The organism is Blastococcus sp. CT_GayMR16, assembly GCF_004570875.1.
Lineage (GTDB): Bacteria > Actinomycetota > Actinomycetes > Mycobacteriales > Geodermatophilaceae > Blastococcus_B.
In genome coordinates, this window is the sequence record NZ_SPQK01000010.1 from 57,664 (window position 1) to 79,133 (window position 21,470).

A 21,470-nucleotide genomic window follows, 5' to 3' on the forward strand; every position below is an offset into this window, starting at 1 on the left:
CCGCCTGACCGACGACCGGCGTGTGCGCAGCGGGACCGGCGAGCATGCGCTCCCCCCGTGGCCGCGAGAAAGAAGTCATGCACTCATCCGAACCGAGCGTGCCCGCCGGGCTCGAGGACCTGCTCGACCTGAGCGTCCGCCTGGGCTCCGACCTCCGCCTCGTCCAGGGGGCCGGCGGCAACCTCTCGATCAAGACCGACGGCGTCCTGTGGATCAAGGCCTCCGGCACCCGGTTGAGCCAGGCGCGGACGCGCGACATCTTCGTCCCGATGGATGAGGCGGCCACCCGGGAGGCCGTGCTGGTCACCGAGGCGCTCACCCCCTACGTGCTGCCGTCCGCCCAGGCCGGGGGGCTCCGTCCGAGCATCGAGACGGCGCTGCACGTCCTGCTCCCGCACACCGTCGTCGTCCACGTGCACGGCGTCGGGTCGATCGCGGCCGGGCTGACCGACGGGGTCGAGGAGTCGGTCCGGACGCTGCCGGCCGACGTCGACACGGTCGTGGTGCCCTACGCCAAGCCGGGCGTCGAGCTCGCCCGCGCCGTGCTCGCGCGCACCCCTGCAGACCTCACCGGCGACCGTCCGCTGGTGCTGGTCCTGCGCAACCACGGGGTCGTCGTCGGAGCGGCGGACAGCGCCACCGCTGCCGAGGTGCTGGACCGCGTCGAGGCGCACTTCCGCTCGGCCTCGGCACCCCCCGCGGACGTCTCGACCGACTCGGGCCCGCTCTCCCCGCCCGGCACCGTCGACGCGACCGCGGCAGCGGTGCTGTGCGCCGGCGCCCTGACCCCGGATTCCGCGGTGTTCCTGGGCCCCGCGCCCTTCGGCCGGATCGACGGGGGCCCGCCGGCCGCCGACGACGGCAGCCCGCACTCGGGCTTCGTCGCCGACGACGGCTCGGTGTGGCTGCGCCCCGGGCTCGGCCCCGACGAGCGCGAGGTCGCGGCCAGCCTCGTCGACGCCGCTCGTCAGACCGACGGCGGCGACGTCTCGACGCTCTCGACCGCGCAGGTCGACGAACTGGTCACCTGGGAGGCGGAGAAGTGGCGTCAGCAGCTCAAGCGATGAGGCCCCTGCTCGTCATCCCGATGACCGGGGTGAGCGCGCGGTTCACGGCGGCGGGCTACGACCGGCCGAAGTTCCTCCTCGAGACCGACGGTCAGCTCGTCATCGACCACGTGATCGACATGTACCCCGACTGGGCCGACGTGGTCTTCGTCTGCAATGCGCTGCACCTCGACGATCCGCGGTTCGGCCTCGAGGAGCACCTGCTCTCCCGGCGTCCCGGCGCGACCGTCGTCCGCGTCGACACCCCGGCCCTCGGGCCGGGCGACGCGGTGCTCCGGGCGCGCGAGCACATCCCCCTGGACCGCCCGGTCGTCGTCAACTACTGCGACTTCGCCGCCTACCAGGACAGCGACCTGCTCGCCGAGCGCTTGAGCAGCGGCGAGGTGGACGGGATCATCCCCGTCTACACCGGCGGACACCCCCACATGGCGCACTCCACGTCCTACGCCTACGTGCGCATGGACGGCGCGCGGGTGGCCGACATCCAGGAGAAGCAGCCCTGGACCGACGATCCCACCAGCGAGTTCGCGTCCAGCGGCACCTACGCGTTCGCCTCCGGGAAGCTGCTGCTCGACTCGCTGGAGCAGCAGGTCGAGGAGGGGCACCTGCTCAAGGGCGAGTACTACCTGAGCCTCACCTACAAGCCGCTGCTCGCCCGCGGCGGCCGCGTCGAGGTGCTGGAGCTCCAGCACTTCATGCAGTGGGGCACGCCGCAGGACTTCGAGGAGTACCGGGAGACCAGCCGGGCCGTGGCCGCCTGGACCGCCCCCCGGGTCCGCCCCTCCACCACGGGTGCGGCCGGCCCGAGCGCGCGCGTGCTCCTGGCCTCCGGCGCAGGTCAGCGGTTCAAGGACGCCGGCTACGACGCCCCCAAGCCGGCGCTGCCCCTCTCCGGCCGGCCCGTCGTCGACCACGCCCTGGCCGGCCTGCCCGGCACCGAGACCGTGCTCGTGACCCGGCGCGACCTCGCCGACCACGGCGCCGTCGCGAGCCTCGCCGAGCAGGTGGGGGCCCGGCTGGTGTCCCTGCCCGGCATGACGCAGGGCCAGGCCGAGTCGGCGCTGCGCGGGCTGGAGGCGGTCGCGGCCGACGTCCCCGTGACCGTCGGCGCGTGCGACGCGCTGCCCACGATCGCGCAGTCGGCCTTCGACGAGGCGCTGGCGACCGCCGGACCCGAGGGCCTGGTGGTCTGGCTGGCCCGCCCGTACCACGCGGCGGCTCGGCGCCCCCAGCAGTACGGCTGGGCGTCGGTGGTCCCCGACGGCACCCTGGGCGACTGCTGGCTCAAGACGGCCCCGGCCGACCCGTCTGCCGGCGTCATGATCGGCACGTTCACGTTCGGCTCCCGGGACGCCGGCATCCGGCACATCGAGTCCCTGATGGCCGACGACGAGCGGGTGAACGGCGAGTTCTACCTCGACAGCCTGGTCGCGCGGCTGGCCAAGCAGGGCGTCCCGGTGGCCGGTCTGGTCGTGGAGACCTTCAGCTCGGTGGGCACCCCGGCCGAGTACGAGGCGCTGCGCTACTGGCAGTCCTGCTTCTCCAAGTGGGTGCACCATCCCTACGCCCTCGCCGCCGATCCGCTCGTCCGGGCCGCCGACCGGGCGGCGCTGGACCACGGGTTCCGGCAGTTCGAGCCCCGCCTGCCCGTACCGAGGACGCCGCACCGTGGCGCGTGAGCAGCATCTGAAGTCGCTCCTGCGCTTCCTGCTGGTGGGTGGCACCGCGGTCGTGCTGGACGCCGTCTCCTACGTGCTGCTGCACAAGGCCGGCGTCCCGGTCGACGCCGCCAAGGCGATCAGCTTCCTGATCGGCGCGGTCTTCGCCTACTTCGCGAACTGGCGCTTCACCTTCGGTGCCCGCCGAAGCCGGTGGAGCGAGGTCCTCTTCGTCGTCGTCTACGCCCTCGCGCTGGGGATCAACGTGGCGGCCAACGCCGGTGTGCGAGCGTGGCTCGGCACCAGCACCACCGACGCGACGATCGCGTTCCTGGTGGCGACCGGCCTGTCGGCCGCCTGGAACTTCGTCGGCATGTCCCTGTTCGTGTTCCGCCGGGAGGAGTCCAGCGTTGACCACGTCGCACAGCGGTGACACCACGGGAGGAGGCAACCTCGCCTTCTCCCTGGTGATCCCCTGCTACAACGAGTCCGCCGGACTGCCCGAGCTCGTCCGTCGCTGCGCGTACGTCGCGGCCGAGGGCGGGGGCGAGATCGTCCTGGTCGACAACGGCTCTACCGACGACTCCGCTGCCGTGCTCGAGGGCCTCCTGGGCCCCGCCGGCGACACCGCGGGACGCGACGGCGTGCGATGGGTGCGCGTGCCGGTCAACCAGGGCTACGGCTTCGGGATCACCAGCGGCCTCGCGGCGGCCCGGGCCGACATCGTCGGCTGGACGCACGCGGACCTGCAGACCGACCCGGCCGACGTCCTCCGCGCGCTGCCCCTGTTCGAGGGGGCCGGCGAGCGGGTGCTGGTCAAGGGCCGCCGCTTCGGCCGGCCGGTCGCCGACCGCGTCTTCACGGCCGGCATGTCGACCTTCGAGACCGCGCTGCTCCGCCGTCCGCTGCGCGACATCAACGCCCAGCCCACGCTCTTCTCCCGGGAGCTGCTGGACCGCTGGGGCGAGCCGCCGACCGACTTCTCCCTGGACCTCTTCGCGCTGTACTCCGCACAGGAGCTGGGCTTCGAGATCCGGCGCTTCCCGGTGATCTTCGCGCCGCGCAAGTGGGGCTCCTCGAGCTGGAACACCGACTGGTCGGCCAAGCGCCGCTTCATCCGCCGCACGCTGGACTACAGCCTCCAGCTGCGGAAGTCGCTGTGACCCTGATCTGCGCCCACCGCGTCAACGAACCCGACGCGCTGCGCGAGGTGCCGACCGACCTGGGCGTGGAGATCGACCTGCACGCCGACGGCGACCGCCTCGTCCTCGTGCACGACGCCTTCTCGACCGGACCGGACTTCGAGACGTGGCTGGCCGGCTACCGGCACCGCTTCATCGTGCTGAACACGAAGGAGGAGGGACTCGAGCAGCGGATCACCGCGATGCTCACCGAGCGCGGCATCACCGAGTGGGCGTTCCTCGACCAGTCCTTCCCCTTCCTCGTCCGCAGCCTGCGCTCCGGGGAGACCCGCACGATGGTGCGGCTCTCCGAGTACGAGTCGGTGGCGACGGCGATGGCTCTCACTCCCCGGCCGGACTGGGTGTGGGTCGACTCCTTCACCGGCAGCTGGCCGCCGGCGGAGGAACTGCGCACCCTCGCCGACCACGGCTTCCGGCTGATGGTCGTGAGCCCCGAGCTGCAGGGTCGGCCCCTGGACGACGAGATGCCCGCGATCACCCAGCGCTTCCTGGACGCCGGCATCCGCCTGGACGGGGTGTGCACCAAGCAGCCCGCCCGCTGGCATCGACCCGAGGCGCCGTGGTGGGGACCCTGATCGCCCGGCTCAAGGGGAGCCGCACGCTCACCGGACTGTCGCGGGGCACGGCCGTCCTCCTCGCCCTCGCGCTGCTCCTGCGCCTGGCTCTGGTCCTGCTCCTCGTGCCGGAGATCCACAGCGCGTGGTTCGTCCCGTTCTTCGACGACGTCATCGCCCACCCCTCGTGGGACCCGTGGCAGTCGTTCCTGGACCACGGCGGCGACCCGGACTCCTTCCCCTACGGGCCGGTCATGTTCGTCTGGTTCGGCTTCTGGGCCTGGATCACCAGCTGGCTGCCCGCCCCCTGGGGCACCCAGATCGGCATCGGGCTCGGCCTGCTCGCCCTGGAAGTCCTCCTGTGGGCGCTGGTCACCCGGTTCCGACCCGCGTCGTCCCGGACGACGCTGCTCCTGCTGGCGCTCAGCCCGGTCGCGGTCTACGCCACCTACATCCACGGTCAGCTGGACCTGCTGCCGACCCTGCTCATCGTCGCCAGCGTCCTGCTCCTGCGGGACCGCCGCTGGACGGCGGCCGGCGTCCTCGGCGGGCTCGCCGTGGCCGCCAAGTTCTCCTCGGCCTTCGTGCCGCCCCTCATCCTGATCTTCCTGCTGCGCAACGCGCGCTTCCGGGAGCACACCCGGGCCTACGTGATCGGGCTGATCCCGGGGCTGGTCCTGACGGTCCTGCCGATCCTGCTGCCCGGCTACCGCACGATGGTCCTGCGGACGCCGGAGAGTCAGTCGGTCGTCGCCTACGCACTGGAGCTCGGCCCCGGGCTCGCGCTGGTCGTCCTGCCGGCGGTCTACCTTGCCCTGGCCGGACTGCTCTACCGCTTCAAGCGGGGCAATCCCGACATCGTCGTGCTGGTCGTCGGCGTGATGCTCACGGCGGTCACCCTGCTCACCCCGGCCAGCCCCGGCTGGTACCTCTGGTCGGTCCCGTTCCTCGCGCTGCTCGCCGCACCGCTGGGCCGACAGGCGGTCGCCTCCGTCTGGCTGTTCTGGGGCGCCGCCACGGTAACCCTTGCCCTGCGCGCCTCCGGCGCGACATGGCGGGCCGCGGTCGGAGACCGGCCCGCGAGCACGTTCAGCGAGGTCGGCAACTTCGTCAACCGGTCGGGCGCCGTCGGCGCAGTCCTCTCCACAGGCACGGTGCTGCTCGGCGTCCTCATGCTGGTGCTCATCTACCGCCGGGCCCGCCCCCGCCTGGACATGTACCGGCTCAGCAACTCGCCGATGTCGGTCGCCATCGCCGGGGACAGCGGCACGGGCAAGGACACGCTGTGCATCTCGCTGGCCAATGTCTTCGGCGAGAGCGCGACGTCGTTCCTGATGGGCGACGACTACCACCTCTACGACCGCAAGGCACCGCTGTGGCAGGTCACCACCCACCTGCACCCGGCGGCCAACGACCTGCCCACCATGAACCGCGACGCGCTGAGCCTCATGCGCGGCCAGCCGGTGTGGGCGGTGCACTACGACCACACCCGGGGCCGGTTCACCAAGCCACGGCCGATCAAGCAGCGGGAGCTGGTCGTCGTCAACGGTCTCCACGCACTGACCGCGGAGGAGGTCCGCCGCACGGCGGACCTGACCGTCTACACCTCCATGGACGAGCGGCTGCGCCGGCGGCTGAAGATCAACCGGGACGTCGGACAACGCGGGCACTCCCTGGAGAACGTGGTCGCCTCCATCGAGCGGCGCTATCCGCACGCCCGCCGGTTCATCGAGCCGCAGGCCGATCTCGCCTCGGTCGTCTTCCGGCTGGAGCCGGTGAAGCCGCTGCCGGCCGAGGAGGCTGTCGACAACCGCCCGATCGAGATGATGCTGGTCGCCTACCTGCGTGGCTCCTCGTTCGTAGAGGCGCTTCAACGGACACTGATCTCCGTCGGGAACTGCCCGACCTGGATCGAGTACCTCGACACCCCCGGCTCGGTCCGGCTGGTCGTCCACCCGGAGCACCTTCGACCGGCGGACACGGCTGCGGTCGCCAGCTACCTGATCGAACGTCCCGAGGAGCTGTTCACCGGGACGCCGGTCTGGCTCGGCAAGACCCGGGGCGCCATGCAGCTGATCATCGTTCTGGCCCTGCTGGAGCGACGGAAGAACGGACGCACGCGGTGACCGCGACGCAGATGCCGACGATGGTCGTCTTCGATCTCGACGACACCCTCTACGAGTACGAGCCGTGCAACACCGCGGGCAAGGACGCTCTCTTCCGGTTCGCGACCGAGGAGCTCGGAGTCATGTCCCCGGCCTTCGAGCAGGCGTACACGCAGGCCCGGGTCAACGTGAAGAAGCGCCTGGGCCCCACGGCCAGCAGCCACAGCCGACTGCTCTACTGCCACGAGGCGATGGAGCTGATCGGGCTGCGCAGCGAGCCGCATGTCGCGCTGGTCATGGAGCAGGAGTACTGGCGCAACTACATGCTGGCCATGGAGCTGCGCCCCGGTGTGGCCGACCTCCTGCAGGCGCTGCGCTACAACGACGTGGTGACGGCGATCGTCACCGACCTCACCGCCCAGATCCAGTTCCGCAAGCTCTATCACCTCGACGTCGCCAAGCTCATCGACCACGTCGTCTGTTCGGAGGAGACGGCGCTGGAGAAGGCGTCGCTGCAGCCCTTCGAGCTCCTCGCCGCCCGGGTGACTTCCTCGGCGCTGGACTGCGTGTGGTTCGTCGGTGATCAGGACTTCGACGCGCCGGTCGACGTCCTGGTCGAGCGGGGCGTCATCAAGGACGGCCTCGGCTTCGTGCACGGCTCCTCGGGGCAGGACCGGGTCCGTCCCTGGCGGACCGTCCGCGAGATCGAGGACCAACTGGACCGCAGCGCGAGTCCGTCGTCGTGACCACGACGGAGAGCGAGCCGATCCCCTCCCGCACCCGGTACGAGCGCCCCGCGCATCCGAGATCCCGCGGACGCAGCCGCGTCCTGCTCGCCGGCGTCAGCCGCCGGCGGGACGACCTGCTCGGCCTGAACGCTCCCACGATCGGCGAGCGGGCCACCGGCCCGGCCTACGTGTTCGCCGTCCTGGCGGCGCTGTTCTACCCCCTCCATCAGCTGCTGACCCGCGGCGAGCTGCTGCTCAGCGGGTCGATGTGGGCCGAGATGGGCACGAACTACTACGCCACCACGCAGGACCCCTCGCTGCTGCAGCGCCTGTTCGCGACCGACGCCGGCTACATCCCGCTCCCGCAGCGGCTCATCGCCTTCGCCGGCGGCACCCTCGGCCTGCCTGCGGAGACCGTCCCGTATCTCTACACCGGCTCGGCCCTCGTGCTGGCGGCGGTACTGATCGCGACGGTCTGCCTCCCGGTGTTCCGGCCGGTGCTCGCGAGCGACGGCATGCGGTTCGTCCTCGCCATTACGCTGATGATCGTTCCGGACTACGAGACCCGGACGTTCATCAACTTCACCTACTTCGCGGTCGTCCCCGCCGTGGCCCTGACGGCCCTGGCCGCCGTCCAGCGGGACCGCGAGGTGCCGGCCTGGGCCTGGGTCCTCCCTCTGTTCATGCTGTCCAAGCCGGGTGTGCTCGCCGTGCTCCCGGCCATGGTGCTCGTCGCCGTGGTCAGCCGGCCCCGCTTCCGCTGGATCACCGTGGTCTCGGTGGTCGCCGGCCTCGTCCAGGCCGTCCAGCTGGCGTTGAGCACGAGTTCGGGGGCCAGCCTCCTGCAGGCCAGCGACCAATCCGGTCTGTCGAAACTCGTCACGGCGCTGAAGTACACGCTGGGCTTCGTGGGTCGGCTCGTGCTCGGCCCCGGCACGACCCTCAGCACGTACCCGTGGATGTTCGCGGGGCTCGCCGTCGTCGTCCTGAGCGTCGGGGCCGCCCTGTACCTGCGGTCGCGGGCCACGCCGCTGGTGTTCATCGGCCTGTCCCTCGTGCTGTTCACGATGTTGGTCAACGGCTTCACGTTCAGCGCCGCCTTCACCCGCGACATGGCCCTGTTGTCCTACCCGGCCTTCGACCGTCGGTTCGTCGTCGCCGTCATCGGTGCCCTGTTCGTGGTTGCCGGGCTCGTCGCGATGGTCGTCGAGAGCCCCCGGACGGTGGCGTTGGCGCAGCGCATCCCACGGTTGCATCCGGCCCGTGTCTCGTCGATGGTGGGTACCGCGGTCCTTGCGATCTGGCTGTTCCTCGCCGGCTGGACGGACTACGCGGCGATGATCAACCGCCCGTTCGGCGTGCCCGTCGGCAACGTCTCGCAGTGGCAGCAGATGAGCCCGGTCCTCAGCAGCGCCGAGCCCGTGGTCTGCGTTCCGCTCGACCCGTTCAGCTGGGTATACGGGCGCAACTGCGAGGTCCTGACCGAGCGGGTCATCCCCTTCTACTACGCCTGGACGGCGAGCGACCGGGCCGACGACGGCTCGGGGCTCGAGCTGCCGGTGCCCCGCGAGGTCCGCGACGCCGAGCTGGCCTCCGTGGGCGTGATGGTCCGCCCGACGGCGGGCACCAGCATCGTCAGCGGCCGCGCAGTCGTCACCGACGGCGCGGGCCGGGAGACGGTGCTGTCGGGTGAGGCGGAACTCCCCGCGGACGGCGGCCTCCTGCAGTTCGTGGCCAGTCCCACACCGCTCGTCGACGGTGCCCGGTCGCTGCGGCTGGAGTTCGACGAGCCCGTCGAGGTCGCCGCCCTGGACGGGCACGACACGGACACCACGATCGTGCTCTGGATGGGGCAGCCCGGCTCCGGCGAATGACGTCTGGGGATCGGCGCCGCGCTCGGGTGCGCTGCGCCGATCCCGGCACCCCTCTACCGTGCAGGGGATGACTGCGACCTCGGGACACCGGACAGATGAGTCCCAGCGGCCCGCCGTACTGGGCGACAGCGCGCTGCAGTCCCGCACCCTCGAGTCCCTGGCGTCAGCGGTCAACTACCACGACTGGCTCACGGCACTGACCTTCCCGCACCTCGGGGAGCACCCGCTGGAGCTGGGGAGCGGACTGGGCGACTACGCCCTCCGGTGGCTCGACCTGGGCGTCCCGCGGCTGACCCTCACCGAAGCCGACCCGGAACGACTGGGCCGGCTGGAGGAGCAGTTCGCGGACGAGGACCGGGTGGACGTGCGTTTCCTGGACGTGCGGCAGCCCGAGCCCGCCAGCCACTCCGCGTTCGTGATGGTGAACGTGCTCGAGCACATCGTGGACGACGTCGGCGCCCTCCGGGCTGCCCACACTCTCGTCCGGCCCGGGGGGACCGTGGTCGTCCTGGTACCCGCCTTCCCGTTCGCGCTGAGCCGTTTCGACCGCGCCGTCGGCCACGTCCGCCGCTACACCGTGCGGTCGCTCACCCGGGTCCTGACCGAGGCGGGTCTGACCCCTGCGTACGTCCGGTACGTGAACCTGCCGGGGCTCCCGGCCTGGTTCCTCGGCATGCGCCTGCTCCGCATGACGCCGGGTGAGGGGAGGTGGGTCTCCTTGTGGGACCGCTACGTCGTTCCGCGGGCCCGCCGCTGGGAGTCGCGGCACCGCCCGGCCTTCGGCCAGTCGGTGCTCGCCGTCGCCCGGGTGGCCGGCCGATGACCACGACCCGGCCCGAGCCGACCGCGACGACGGCAAGCGGCAACTTCGTCGTGGACACCGCCCTGGTGGGCAGGCCCGCCGAGGCCGCCGGCGGCACGGAGACCTGCGAGCTCTCGATCGTGCTGCCGTGTCTCAACGAGGCGGAGACGCTGGAGACCTGCATCCGCAAGGCCCAGCGATCGCTGACGGCTCTCGGCGTCGCCGGCGAGGTGATCGTCGCCGACAACGGCTCGACCGACGGCTCCCAGGACATCGCGCGTGCCGCCGGGGCCCGCGTGGTCCCGGTGCCCCGCAAGGGCTACGGCGCCGCACTGCAGGGCGGCATCGTGGCGGCGCGCGGCCGCTACGTCCTCATGGGCGACGCCGACGACAGCTACGCCTTGGACGACATCGGCGGTTTCCTCGGCGCGCTGCGGGACGGCGCAGACCTGGTCATGGGCAACCGTTTCCAGGGCGGCATCGAGCCCGGCGCCATGCCGTTCCTGCACCGGTACGTCGGCAATCCGGTGCTCTCCTGGGCCGGCCGCCTGTTCTTCCGGGTGCCCATCGGCGACTTCCACTGCGGGATGCGGGCGTTCCGGCGGGACCGCGTGCTGGCACTGGGCATGCGCACCGAGGGCATGGAGTTCGCCAGCGAGATGGTGGTGCGCGCGTCACTGCGGGGCCTGGCGATCCATGAGGTCCCGACACAACTGCGCCCCGACGGGCGCAGCCGGCCTCCCCACCTGCGCACGTGGCGGGACGGCTGGCGCCACCTGCGATTCCTCTTCGCGTTCAGCCCTCGCTGGTTCCTGCTCTACCCCGGGCTGGCGATGATCGCCGTCGGCCTGCTCGGCCTGACCTGGCTGGCCGCCGACGACGTGACCATCGGCGGGCTCACGTTCGGCGTCCATACCATGCTGGCCTGCGCCACCGCCGTGATCGCCGGGCTGCAGGTGACCGGTGTCGCAGTCGTCTCCCGGTCCTACGCGGCCCGCCTGGGCCTGTTGCCCCGCAACCAGGCGCTGGAGAGATGGCTGGAGCGGGCCACCCTCGAGCGAGGGCTGGTGCTGGGTGCGCTGTGCGCGCTCGCGGGTGTCGCCTGCTTCGTCGTGGCGCTCGTGACCTGGGGATCCACCGGCTTCGGGGTGCTCGACCCGGTGGCTACGCTGCAGCTACCGATCCTCGGCATGGTGCTGATCGTGGGAGGCACGGAGATCGCGGTCGTCGGGTTCGCGGTGAGCCTGATCGACGCCACCGACCGCCCGGCGGACTGACCCCGGACGACGGCGGTCCCGCACCACGGCGACCACCCCTGCTGCACCGACCGTGACGGCGGCCAGCAGGAACACGTGGGAGGTGAGCTGGTAGCGGCCGTTGGCGGCGTCGTACTCGGCGACGTCGACGATGGCCAGCAGTCCCAGCCGCACGAGCACGCCCACGGCGAGCGCCGAGCCCAGCACGACGAGGGCGGCCTCGCGTCGCGGTGCGCGCCACCGCGGACGTCGACGGCGGAGCACCAGGACGGCGATCCCGCCCAGCAGCGCGACGGCCAGCAACGCGAGGACGGCGCTGCGGTACACGGCGCCGAGCCCCTCGTACAGCCAGAGCCGATCGCCATACTGCGCGCCCTCTGCCGCCGCAGCCGCGTTGCTGCCCGGCAGCCCGAGGATGATCGCGGTGTACTCGGCGCGGGTGCGGGGGGAGACGTCGGTCTGCACCTCGACGGGCTCGAACAGGTCCCGCGAGAGCAGCAGGTCGCCGGCCATGCCGCCGTAGGACCGGGTGAGCTCCCCGGCCGGAGCCCGCTGGACCGGCTGGAGGCCGGCCGGCAGGCGGGAGCTACAGGTCAGCTCACCTCGGGTGCAGGCGCCGTCGATCTCCGCAGCGAGCCGGACGAAGAACGCCTGTGCCTCCCGGGCGTCGTCGAAGTGTCCCGCCTCGGCGGCGGCGTCGCGGATCGCCCAGACCATCCACCCCCCGCCGAACTCACACGGCCGGGTGCGGCAGTCCTCGTATCGCCACGGGTTGTCCTTCCGCTCGAGGTACGGGGCGAGCTCACGGGCGGCCCCGCTGACCGCGTACACCGCGCGGCGCTGGGCGGCGTCGATGGGCACACGCCGCTGCTCGTCGCCCACCTCGACCCGGGTCCAGTCGGCGTAGGCCCGCAGGAACGTCCCGGAACCCATGTCGTCGGTGAGGGCCACTCCGTACCGTTCTGCGTTGGTCGCGGCCACTGCGACGAGCGGGGCGGCGAAGGAAGCGCCGACGACGAGGACGGCGATCAGCGGCCGGGCCGCCGCCGCCCATGACCGGCGGCCGGGACCGAGGGCGCGACGACGACGCCGGGAGCTGCGCCAAGTGACCACGCCGAAACCCACGACGACGGCGAGCACCGGCGGCACGAGCGAGAGGCCTTCCTCCCGGGTCACCCACGCCCAGGCGCCGCTGAGTCCGCAGAGCAGTCCGGCCCCGACGATCCAGACGATCCGAGCGCCGCGCAGGACGGCGAGACACAGCAGCGCCGTGGACGCCACGAACAGCAGGGCCAAGGACGCGTAGAGGTTGTCGCGGACGACGTCGTTGCTCGCGGCACCGAAGTTGGCGGGAGCGAGCGCGAGGAAGACGAAGCACCCGGTGGAGAGCACCTTCCTGCGGGTGGCCGCCAGGATGCAGCCGGCGACGGCGAGGGCCGCCATCAGGTACACGAGCTGTTCGGCCTGCCCGAGTTCGATCCTCGCGTCGTGGGCGAACGCCATCAGGGCCGGGTAGCCGATGCCCTTCACGAGGGTGAGGTCGGTGAACCGTCCCAGCCAGTCGCCGTCAGCCAGCGAGGTGGCGTTGCGGGCGAAGAGCAGCCCGTCGTAGGGAGACAGGTTGAGGAACGTGGGGACGCCGCGCTTGAGGACGAGGCTGACTGCCGCCGCCATCAGGACGGTCAGCAGGCAGAGGACCGTGGACGTGCGGCCGGGCGTCCGCCCCGCTCCGTCCGGACGGGATCCGGGACGGACCACGGCAACCGGGGGTGGGCCGGGCATCCGTTCGTCGACTGCCATCGGACCGAGCCTAGGCGTGCGGGCCGCGGGAGGGCCGCGGCGACGGCCGCCGACGGTCAGCCCGCGAGCCGCGACCCGTGGCGGCCGGCGATGACCTCGATCCGGGTGGGGATCCGGTTGCGCAGCTCTTCGAGGTGACTGATGACCCCGACGGTGCGCCCGCCGCGCCGGAGCTCGTCGAGCACGCTCATCACCGCGTCGAGGGCGCGGGCGTCGAGCGTGCCGAACCCCTCGTCGACGAACAGAGTGTCGATCTGCACGCCACCGGACTCGGCGGTCACGACGTCGGCGAGGCCCAGCGCCAGCGCCAGCGACGCCATGAAGCTCTCGCCGCCGGACAGGGTCTTGGTCGCCCGCAGGCATCCGGTGTACTCGTCCAGGACGTCGAGACCGAGACCGCCCCGTGCACCGTGCCGGCCCTGCGCGTCGCTGTGCCGGAACGTGTACCGACCGCCGGACATGTCCTGCAGCCGCCGGCTGGCCGCCTCGGCGACCTGCTCCAGGCGCGCCGCGAGGACGAACGACTGCAGGCGCATCCGGAGGGTGTTGGCGCCCCGGCCGTTGACCAGGTCGGCGAGCCCGCTCACCTGGTCGAACGCGGCCCGCCGATCGTCGAGCTCGACCTGCAGGGCCGTGACCTCGCCGGCGAGGGAGTCCAGGCCGGTCGCACACCGGCGGGCCCGGTCCAGCTCGGCGACCGCGGCGTCGCGCTTCCGCGTCTCCTCGGCGCACCGCTCCCCCAGCACCTCGAGGTCCGGCCGCGCCCCCAGGTCGGCGAGGTCGGGGTCGGCGACGGCCGCCTGGACCACGGAGAGATCGCGGTCGTGCCCGTCGATCCGGCGGTCCAGCACCGCCAGCCGTCCCGCGTCCAGCAGCGCCGCAGTGGCGTCGAGCAGGTCGTCGAAGCCGGCCTGAGCGGCCCGCTCCTCGGCCGCCTCCCGGGCGGTGTCGGCGGCGGCCCGGGCCCGCACGTCGTCGGTCTCCGCCGCAACGACCGCCTCGCAGCGCTCGGCCTCCATGGTCAGCCGGGCGACCCTGGCGGGCAGGTCGGCGTCCTCCCCGCGCGCGGCGGCCAGCTCGGCGGTCAGGTCCTCCAGTGCAGCCGAGACGGCGGTGCGCTCGGCGGAGCGGGCCTGGAGCTCCTCGCGGCCGGCGGCCAGCTCGGCCGCCGCAGCGTCCCGTCCGGCGACCAGCTTCGCCAGCCGGGCCCGGACGGCCGGGAGCTGGGCAGCCTCGCCCTCGGTGCGTCCGGCGACGTCTCGCAGCTGCTGGACCACGGTGAGCTGCTCGGCCGCCGGCAGGTCACCGGCCCGCCCGCGCAGCGCGGCCAGTTCACGCTCCTGGAGCTCCACCACTGCCGCGGCGCGTGTCGTGTCGGCCTCGGTCGCCTCGACGACCTCGCGTGCCGCCTGCTCGTCGGCTGCGGTCACCACCGGCCCGTCGTGGGCGGCCGGTCGCGGGTGCTCGGTCGCTCCGCACACGGGGCAGTCCGCTCCGTCGGCCAGGCCGGCCGCGAGCTCGGCGGCCATTCCGTCCAGCCGCTGGGCACGGAGGGTGACCCAGTGCTCGCGGGCGTCGATCCAGGCCTCGCGGCACCGGGCAGCCTCCCCGCGGGCGCGCTCGAGGGCGGTGCCGAGACCGTCCGCGGCCTGGGCGGCGGTCAGGGCGGACTCGGCCGCCTCCAGCCGTTCGCGCAGGCCCGGGATCCGGGCGGCCGCGTCCCGGGCCGCCGCGACCTGGGCCTCCTGCTCCGCGATCCGGGCGGGCCACCCGGCGAGGTCCGCCGCACCCTGCTCGCACCTGCGGGTGAGCTGCGCCAGCGCGGTGTCCAGGCGGCGCAGCTTCCGGGTGAGCTCCGCGGCCCGGTCGACGTCCGGGAGGAGTGCCCGCACGGCGGCCGCCTCGTCCCGCAGTGCCCGGGCGAGGATCCCGTCGGCCTCCTGCCGGCCGACCGCCGCCCACGCGCGGCGGGCGGATTCGAGCGCCTGTGCTGCCCGCTCGGCCTCCAGCGCGGTCCGGCCGGCCGCCTCCAGGACGTCCCGGAGCGGCTCGGCGCGCCGGCCGGAGTCCCGCTCGGCGCGCAGCGGAGCCAGCTGCTGCTCCTGCGCGGTGAGCCGGGCGAGCTCCGCCCGGGCGCGGTCCCGTCGGACGTGCCGGTCGGCCAGCGCCCGAGCCGCCGTCAGCTCCGCGTCGATCCCGGCCGTGCGCTCCTCCGCGGCCGTGGCGGCGGCGCGGGCCGCGGTCAGCCGCCCGGCCGCCGATGCGCGGACACCGGTGACCCAGCGGCCGATCCCGGCGCCCGGCCCCGCCCCTGCCAGCTCAGGTGCCAGCGCCTCCGGGACGTCGATGTCGGCCACCTGGGCCAGGCGGGCGATCAAGGTGCTCATCGTGTGCCGGACCGCGTCCAGTCGGTCGCGGGCCGTGGCGCGCTCCCCGGCCAGCCAGTCCTCGACCGTGGCGAAGCGCCCGACGTCGAAGAGGGTCCGCAGCAGACGGCCCCGGTCCTCCGGCTCGGCCCGCAGGAACCGGGCGAAGTCGCCCTGGGGCAGTAGGACGACCTGGCAGAACTGCTCGGCGGAGAGCCCCAGCCGGGTGTGCAGGTACTCCGACCCCTCGTCGATCCGGGTGCTGACCGGCGACCATTCGTCGCCGGTCCAGCGCTGCACGGTGAGCTTGGCCTGCTCGGTGGTCCAGCCGCTGCCGCGCTTCTTGAGGCGTTGCTGCTCGGGACGCCGGATCACCCGCACCCGCTCACCGGCGAGCGTCGCCTCGCAGGAGACCTCGGTGCGCACGTCGGCGGTGGCGTGGTCGCTGCGCAGCCGCTTCTCCTCGCCCCGCGCGCCCGGGACCGTGCCGTAGAAGGCGTAGACCACGGCGTCGAGCAGGGTGGTCTTGCCGGCCCCGGTGGGCCCCCAGAGCAGGAACAGCCCGTCGCGGCCGGCCTCGTCGAGGTCCACGTCCACGGTCCCGGGGAACGGTCCGAAGGCGGTGAGGGACAGGGAGTGCAGCCTCACAGCTGGGCCTCGGCCCGGGCTGCGGAGGCCAGCGCCCGGCCGAGCAGCTCCCGCTCGGCGGGGGTGGCCGGCACGCGTCGCACGTGGCCGACGAACTCCCCGACGACGTCGAGGTCGCTGCGGCCGCGGAGCCGCTCCTGGTAGCTCCGGGCGTCCGGGACCACGCCGGAGCCGGTCCACTCCAGGTGCACGCAGTGGGGGAAGCGCGCCTGCAGGCGACGCATCGGATCGGTCGGCCGGGACGGATCGGTCAGGCGCGCCGAGACGAAGTGGTCGGTGACCGGGTCATGGGCAGGATCGGCGAGCAGGTCCTCGAGCTCGCCGCGCAGGACCGACAGCGGCCGGGGCGTCGGCAGCTCCACCGGCCGCACGTCGGCCAGACCGGAGGCGTCGAGGTCGATCAGCCAGGCCTGCTTCTGCTGCCCGGCCTCGCCGAAGGAGTAGGCCAGCGGCGAGCCGCTGTACCGCAGGCGAGGGGTGAGCGTCTGGGGCCGGTGCAGGTGGCCGAGAGCGACGTAGTCGACGCCGTCGAACACGGCCGCGGGCACCAGGTCGACCCCGCCGACGCTGATGTCCCGCTCGCTCTCGCTGGGCAGCCCGCCGCCGACGAAGGCATGCGCCAGCACCACCGATCGCGCCCCGGGCCGCAGGAACAGGTCGGCACGCACGCGGTCCATCGCCTCGGCCAGCACCGCCTCGTGGCTGCGCGCCGCCGGCAGCCCCAGCTCGAACCGGGCCACCTCCGGCTCCAGGAAGGGCAGCCCGTAGATGGCGACCTCGCCGTGCTCGTCGGCGAGGAGCACCGGCTCGTCGAGCTTCTGGGTCTCGGCCCGCACGTGCAGCCCGCCGACGGCCAACAGCTCGGAGAACGTGCCGAGCCGGCGGGCGGAGTCGTGGTTGCCGGGGGTCAGCACGACGGCGGCCCCGGCCCGGCGCAGGCGCGCGGCGACGCGGCTGAGCACCGCGGTGGCATCGGCCGACGGAACGGCCCGGTCGTACACGTCACCGGCGACGAGCACGACGTCGACGCCCTCGGCAGTGACGACATCGGCGAGGCCGGCCAGCACCTGCTCCTGCTCCGCGAGCAGGTCGGTGCCGTGCAGCGACCGGCCGATGTGCCAGTCGGACGTGTGCAGGAGGCGCATGGTCGGGACGGTAGGTCGCGCTACCGACAGAAACGATCCGGACGCGCCGTGACGGACCGGTCCACAGGAGTCAACCGGGTCACGGGAGGCTGCTCGGACTTCATTGAGGGGCGGTCCCCTGGTGCCCGCTGTAGTAGTCACCGACGTAGCCGGCACTTTCCTGCGCGCGACGGTCGGCGTCTTCCTCGACCATGTAATTGAGCAGCTGCTGGACGCCCTCGCTGTCCGGAATCTGGCGGAGCACCGTCGCGCCGCTGTCGCCGGCGGACTCGATGGTCAGCGTCCCGGAATTGATGATCCGGTCCCACAGGGACTGCCGGTAGGACACGTCGGTGATCCGCGAGAGCCCGATGTCGCGGCCGCGGCGCGCCATGATGCCCTCGCGGAACAGCAGCCGGTGCGTCGTGATCACGTAGTGGGTCGTCCGCCACTTCAGCAGCGGCACGAGGACGAACACGATCAGCAGGACGACGGCGAGCGCGAGGATCAGCATCCGCACGAGGCCCTGCTGCCGCCCGGCCGGGATCGCGGCCATGCCGAAGGAGGCGCCCCCGATCACCACGAGCAACCACACGACCGGCCAGAAGAGGGTCAGCCAATGGGGGTGCAGGTGCCGGGCGACCTCTTCGTCCTCCGCCAGCAGCTTGTCCGGGTACGGCATGCAGCCAGGATGACGCACGATTCCGTGCAGGGAAGTCAGCCAAGGACTGTGTTGTGACGAGTGTGGCCCGAAGGGTCCCGCGAGGAACGACAGGCGTACCCCAGCGACAGCGTCGGGCCGAGTGGGGCCCGGAGGGTCCCAACGCTGGCGCGAGACAGGGGCTCCGAGCATCCGGGGAACGGCTCGTGGCCGCGGTGTCGGCCGGAGGACCGCCATGTCACCGCACGTGCCGCACGTCTCCCGAGGCGAGCTCGACGGTGCCGCCCGGCGTGGCCACCACGAGCCGGCCGTCCCAGTCGACCGCCTGCGCCGTCCCCTCCAGGGTCGAACCGTCCGGAAGGCTGACGGCCACCTCGGTGCCGACGGTGGACGACCAGCCCAGGTAGTCCTGCGCCAGGCCGGACGCGACCGGGTCGCCGAGGGCTGCGGTCCATCGCAGGTAGCGCTTCTCGACCGCGCGGAGGAACGCCAGGAGGACGGGCCCGCGGTCGACCGGCGCACCCAGCACCCGGGAGAGCGACGTCCCGGTGTCGGGCAGCTCGTCGGCGGTCGTGGAGACGTTGAGGCCGACGCCGACGACGACCGCCTTCTCGCGGCCCTCCGCGAGGATGCCGGCGAGCTTGCGGCCGTCCACGGCGAGCAGGTCGTTCGGCCACTTCAGCGAGGCGCGGACGCCGGTGACCTCGCCTACCGCCTCGGCCAGGGCGACTCCGGTCAGCAGCGGGAGCCATCCCCGCCGGGCGGCCGGGACGTCGGGGCGCAGCAGGAAGGAGACGGTGATGCCGGCGCGCGGCGGCGACGTCCAGACGCGGTCCAGCCGGCCGCGGCCGGCGACCTGGTGCTCGGCGACGAGCACTGCTCCCTCCGGGGTCTCCTCCCCGGTCGTGGCGACGAGCGCGGCGTTGGTGGACCCGATCTCGGGCACCACCTCGAGGGTCCGCCACAGGGCGCTGTCGCGCGTGAGGGCGGTCTGCAGGGCGGGCCCGTCGAGCGCCGGGCGGTCCAGATCCGACCAGCGGGAGGAGGGGTCATCGGGCACTCCCTTACGCTACGGCCCGTGACCGCCGCTGAGCTGGAGAGCGCCGGGGAGCACGTCCCCGACGACATCGACATCCACACCACTGCCGGGAAGCTCGCCGACTTCGAACGGCGCGTGCAGGAAGCCACGCATGCCGGCTCCGAGCGCGCCATCGAGAAGCAGCACGCCGCGGGGAAGATGACCGCGCGCGAGCGCATCGAGGCACTGCTCGACCCGGGCTCGTTCACCGAGTTCGACGAGTTCGCCCGGCACCGGTCGACCAACTTCGGCATGGGCGACAGGCGTCCGTTCGGCGACGGCGTCGTCACCGGCTACGGCACCGTCGACGGCCGTCCGGTCGCGATCTTCTCCCAGGACGTCACCGTCTTCGGCGGCAGCCTGGGCGAGGTCTACGGCGAGAAGATCGTCAAGATCCTCGACTTCGCGGTGAAGAACGGCTGCCCGATGATCGGGATCAACGAGGGCGGTGGCGCGCGGATCCAGGAGGGCGTGGTCTCCCTCGGCCTCTACGGCGAGATCTTCCAGCGCAACGTGCACGCCTCCGGCGTCATCCCGCAGATCTCGCTGGTGATGGGCCCGGCCGCCGGTGGACACGTCTACTCCCCCGCGCTGACGGACTTCATCGTGATGGTCGACAAGACCAGCCAGATGTTCATCACCGGGCCCGACGTCGTGAAGACCGTCACCGGCGAGGAGGTCACCCTCGAGGAGCTCGGCGGCGCGCGCACGCACAACACCAAGTCCGGGGTGGCCCACTACCTGGCCGAGAACGAGGACGACGCCCTCGACTACGTCAAGGCGCTGCTGTCCTACCTGCCGAGCAACAACCTCGACCCGCTGCCGGCGCTCGACGTCGCTCCGGTCGACGTCGTCCTCCCGGACGCGCTGACCGAGGAGGACCTCGAGCTCGACACGTTCATCCCGGACTCGGCGAACACCCCCTACGACATGCACACGGTGATCGAGCACGTCGTCGACGACGGCGAGTTCCTCGAGGTGCAGCCGCTGTTCGCGCCGAACATCCTCATCGGCTTCGGCCGGGTCGAGGGGCGCCCGGTGGGCATCGTGGCCAACCAGCCCACCCAGTTCGCCGGCACCCTCGACATCGACGCGAGCGAGAAGGCCGCCCGGTTCGTGCGGACCTGCGACGCCTTCAACATCCCGGTGCTCACCTTCGTCGACGTCCCCGGCTTCCTGCCCGGGACGTCGCAGGAGTGGGACGGGATCATCCGCCGCGGCGCCAAGCTCATCTACGCCTACGCGGAGGCCACCGTCCCGCTGGTCACGATCATCACGCGCAAGGCCTACGGCGGCGCCTACGACGTCATGGGGTCCAAGCACCTGGGCGCCGACGTCAACCTGGCGTGGCCCAGCGCGCAGATCGCCGTCGTCGGGGCGCAGGGCGCCGTCGGCATCCTCTACCGCAAGGAGCTCGCGGCGGCCGACGACCCCGACGCCCGCCGCGCGGAGCTGATCGCGGAGTACGAGGACACCCTCGCCAACCCCTACATCGCCGCCGACCGCGGTTACGTCGACGCGGTCATCCCCCCGTCGCAGACCCGCGTGCAGGTGACCAAGGCGCTGCGGGTGCTGGCCAACAAGCGGCAGACCCTGCCGCCGAAGAAGCACGGGAACATCCCGCTATGACATCGCGACCCTCCGGGCCGCACCGCGGCCAGGAGCCGTCCCCCGACTCGGGTGGAGCCCCTGCGTCGTTCGATCGCGGAGACCCTTCGGGCCCCCACTCCTCACGACAGCCGTTGTTGAGTGTCGTTCGCGGGGAGCCCACCGCCGAGGAGCTGGCGGCGCTCACCGTCGTCGTCGCCGCGTTGTCGCAGCGCCGCGAGCGTCGTCGTCCGGTCCCCGTCGGTGCGTGGGCGTCGTTCGGGCACCGCCACCGCCGCCCGCTTCAGGCCGGGCCCGGGGGCTGGTTCGCCGCTGGGTGGAACGCGTGAGCTCCGACCGTCGCCTCGTCCTGGCCTCGGCGTCCCCCGCCCGGCTGTCGCTGCTGCGGCAGGCCGGCCTGGCACCGGACGTCGTCGTGAGCCAGGTCGACGAATCGGTCGTGAAGGCGCCACGGGTCGCCGAGCAGGTCGCCCTGCTGGCCGCGGCCAAGGCCGCCGCGGTGGCCAAGAACGAGACCGACGCACTCGTCATCGGCGCCGACTCCCTGCTGGAGTTCCACGGCAAGCCGTTGGGCAAGCCGGCCGACGCAGCCGACGCGATCGACCGGTGGCAGCGCATGGCCGGCCGCTCCGGTGTGCTGCACACCGGGCAGGCGCTCTTCGACGTCCAGGACGGCGCCGTCGTGGGCCGCGACATCGCCGTGGCCTCGACGGTCGTCTACTTCGCCAGCCCGACCCCGCAGGAGCTCGAGGCCTACGTGGCCACCGGGGAGCCGCTGGCCGTCGCGGGCGCCTTCACCCTCGACGGCCTGGGCGCCCCCTTCGTCCGCCGCGTCGAGGGCGACCCCGCCGCGGTGGTCGGGCTGTCCTTGACGGTGCTCCGTACCCAGCTGGCCAAGCGCGGTCTGGCGATCACCGATCTCTGGCGCCGCTGACGCCT

Annotated in this window: 18 protein-coding genes; 13 read left to right on the top strand and 5 right to left on the bottom strand. The window is 72.7% G+C overall.

What is annotated here, in order from left to right; translation table 11 throughout:
- The first annotated feature begins 77 nt into the window (after nt 1-77).
- From E4P38_RS12485 to E4P38_RS12530, 10 genes are all read left to right on the top strand, one after another.
- A complete protein-coding gene (locus E4P38_RS12485; RefSeq protein WP_167760545.1) occupies nt 78-1,067 on the top strand; it encodes a class II aldolase/adducin family protein in 990 nt (329 codons plus the stop codon).
- A complete protein-coding gene (locus tag E4P38_RS12490) occupies nt 1,064-2,746 on the top strand; it encodes an NTP transferase domain-containing protein (RefSeq protein ID WP_135132137.1) in 1,683 nt (560 codons plus the stop codon). Before E4P38_RS12485 ends, E4P38_RS12490 begins: the two co-directional genes overlap by 4 nt.
- Entirely contained in the window at nt 2,736-3,158 is a 423-nt protein-coding gene (locus E4P38_RS12495; protein ID WP_209309079.1) for a GtrA family protein, read from the top strand. Before E4P38_RS12490 ends, E4P38_RS12495 begins: the two co-directional genes overlap by 11 nt.
- Nucleotides 3,136-3,888 carry a glycosyltransferase family 2 protein gene (locus E4P38_RS12500; protein WP_135132138.1) on the top strand — a complete coding sequence of 251 codons (753 nt, stop codon included), beginning with the start codon at nt 3,136-3,138 and terminating at the stop codon, nt 3,886-3,888. Before E4P38_RS12495 ends, E4P38_RS12500 begins: the two co-directional genes overlap by 23 nt.
- A complete protein-coding gene (locus E4P38_RS12505; protein ID WP_135132139.1) occupies nt 3,885-4,502 on the top strand; it encodes a hypothetical protein in 618 nt (205 codons plus the stop codon). The genes E4P38_RS12500 and E4P38_RS12505 overlap by 4 nt, the downstream gene beginning before the upstream one ends.
- A complete protein-coding gene (locus E4P38_RS12510) occupies nt 4,490-6,607 on the top strand; it encodes a glycosyltransferase 87 family protein (protein WP_135132140.1) in 2,118 nt (705 codons plus the stop codon). Before E4P38_RS12505 ends, E4P38_RS12510 begins: the two co-directional genes overlap by 13 nt.
- Entirely contained in the window at nt 6,604-7,332 is a 729-nt protein-coding gene (locus E4P38_RS12515) for an HAD family hydrolase (RefSeq protein ID WP_135132141.1), read from the top strand. The genes E4P38_RS12510 and E4P38_RS12515 overlap by 4 nt, the downstream gene beginning before the upstream one ends.
- Nucleotides 7,329-9,188 (top strand): hypothetical protein, encoded by a 1,860-nt coding sequence (locus E4P38_RS12520; protein ID WP_135132142.1) that lies wholly within the window; start codon nt 7,329-7,331, stop codon nt 9,186-9,188. Before E4P38_RS12515 ends, E4P38_RS12520 begins: the two co-directional genes overlap by 4 nt.
- Before the next feature lie 67 nt (nt 9,189-9,255).
- Nucleotides 9,256-10,011: a class I SAM-dependent methyltransferase gene (locus E4P38_RS12525; protein ID WP_135132143.1), complete on the top strand. Its 756-nt coding sequence runs from the start codon at nt 9,256-9,258 to the stop codon at nt 10,009-10,011.
- Complete coding sequence (locus E4P38_RS12530) at nt 10,008-11,267, top strand: glycosyltransferase family 2 protein (RefSeq protein WP_135132144.1); 1,260 nt, start codon at nt 10,008-10,010, stop codon at nt 11,265-11,267. The genes E4P38_RS12525 and E4P38_RS12530 overlap by 4 nt, the downstream gene beginning before the upstream one ends.
- Here the strand turns inward: E4P38_RS12530 and E4P38_RS12535 are convergent.
- From E4P38_RS12535 to E4P38_RS12555, 5 genes are all read right to left on the bottom strand, one after another.
- Nucleotides 11,166-13,046, bottom strand: a complete 1,881-nt coding sequence (locus E4P38_RS12535; RefSeq protein ID WP_135132145.1) for a hypothetical protein — start codon at nt 13,044-13,046, stop codon at nt 11,166-11,168. The genes E4P38_RS12530 and E4P38_RS12535 overlap by 102 nt on opposite strands.
- A gap of 56 nt (nt 13,047-13,102) precedes the next feature.
- Nucleotides 13,103-16,060, bottom strand: coding sequence for an SMC family ATPase (locus tag E4P38_RS12540; protein ID WP_135132146.1), 2,958 nt, complete (start codon nt 16,058-16,060; stop codon nt 13,103-13,105).
- Nucleotides 16,057-17,205: an exonuclease SbcCD subunit D gene (locus E4P38_RS12545; RefSeq protein WP_135132147.1), complete on the bottom strand. Its 1,149-nt coding sequence runs from the start codon at nt 17,203-17,205 to the stop codon at nt 16,057-16,059. Before E4P38_RS12545 ends, E4P38_RS12540 begins: the two co-directional genes overlap by 4 nt.
- Nucleotides 17,206-17,305: 100 nt before the next feature.
- Nucleotides 17,306-17,866 (bottom strand): PH domain-containing protein, encoded by a 561-nt coding sequence (locus E4P38_RS12550; protein WP_135132148.1) that lies wholly within the window; start codon nt 17,864-17,866, stop codon nt 17,306-17,308.
- 217 nt (nt 17,867-18,083) lie between these two features.
- Nucleotides 18,084-18,905, bottom strand: coding sequence for a biotin--[acetyl-CoA-carboxylase] ligase (locus E4P38_RS12555; protein ID WP_135132149.1), 822 nt, complete (start codon nt 18,903-18,905; stop codon nt 18,084-18,086).
- Between the two features lie 18 nt (nt 18,906-18,923).
- Between E4P38_RS12555 and E4P38_RS12560 the strand changes: the two genes are divergently transcribed.
- The 3 genes from E4P38_RS12560 (at nt 18,924) to E4P38_RS12570 (ending at nt 21,465) form a co-directional block, all read left to right on the top strand.
- Nucleotides 18,924-20,552 carry an acyl-CoA carboxylase subunit beta gene (locus tag E4P38_RS12560; protein ID WP_135132150.1) on the top strand — a complete coding sequence of 543 codons (1,629 nt, stop codon included), beginning with the start codon at nt 18,924-18,926 and terminating at the stop codon, nt 20,550-20,552.
- A gap of 113 nt (nt 20,553-20,665) precedes the next feature.
- Nucleotides 20,666-20,860: an acyl-CoA carboxylase subunit epsilon gene (locus tag E4P38_RS23555; RefSeq protein WP_245160988.1), complete on the top strand. Its 195-nt coding sequence runs from the start codon at nt 20,666-20,668 to the stop codon at nt 20,858-20,860.
- A complete protein-coding gene (locus tag E4P38_RS12570) occupies nt 20,857-21,465 on the top strand; it encodes a Maf family protein (protein WP_135132152.1) in 609 nt (202 codons plus the stop codon). Before E4P38_RS23555 ends, E4P38_RS12570 begins: the two co-directional genes overlap by 4 nt.
- Nucleotides 21,466-21,470 lie beyond the last annotated feature (5 nt).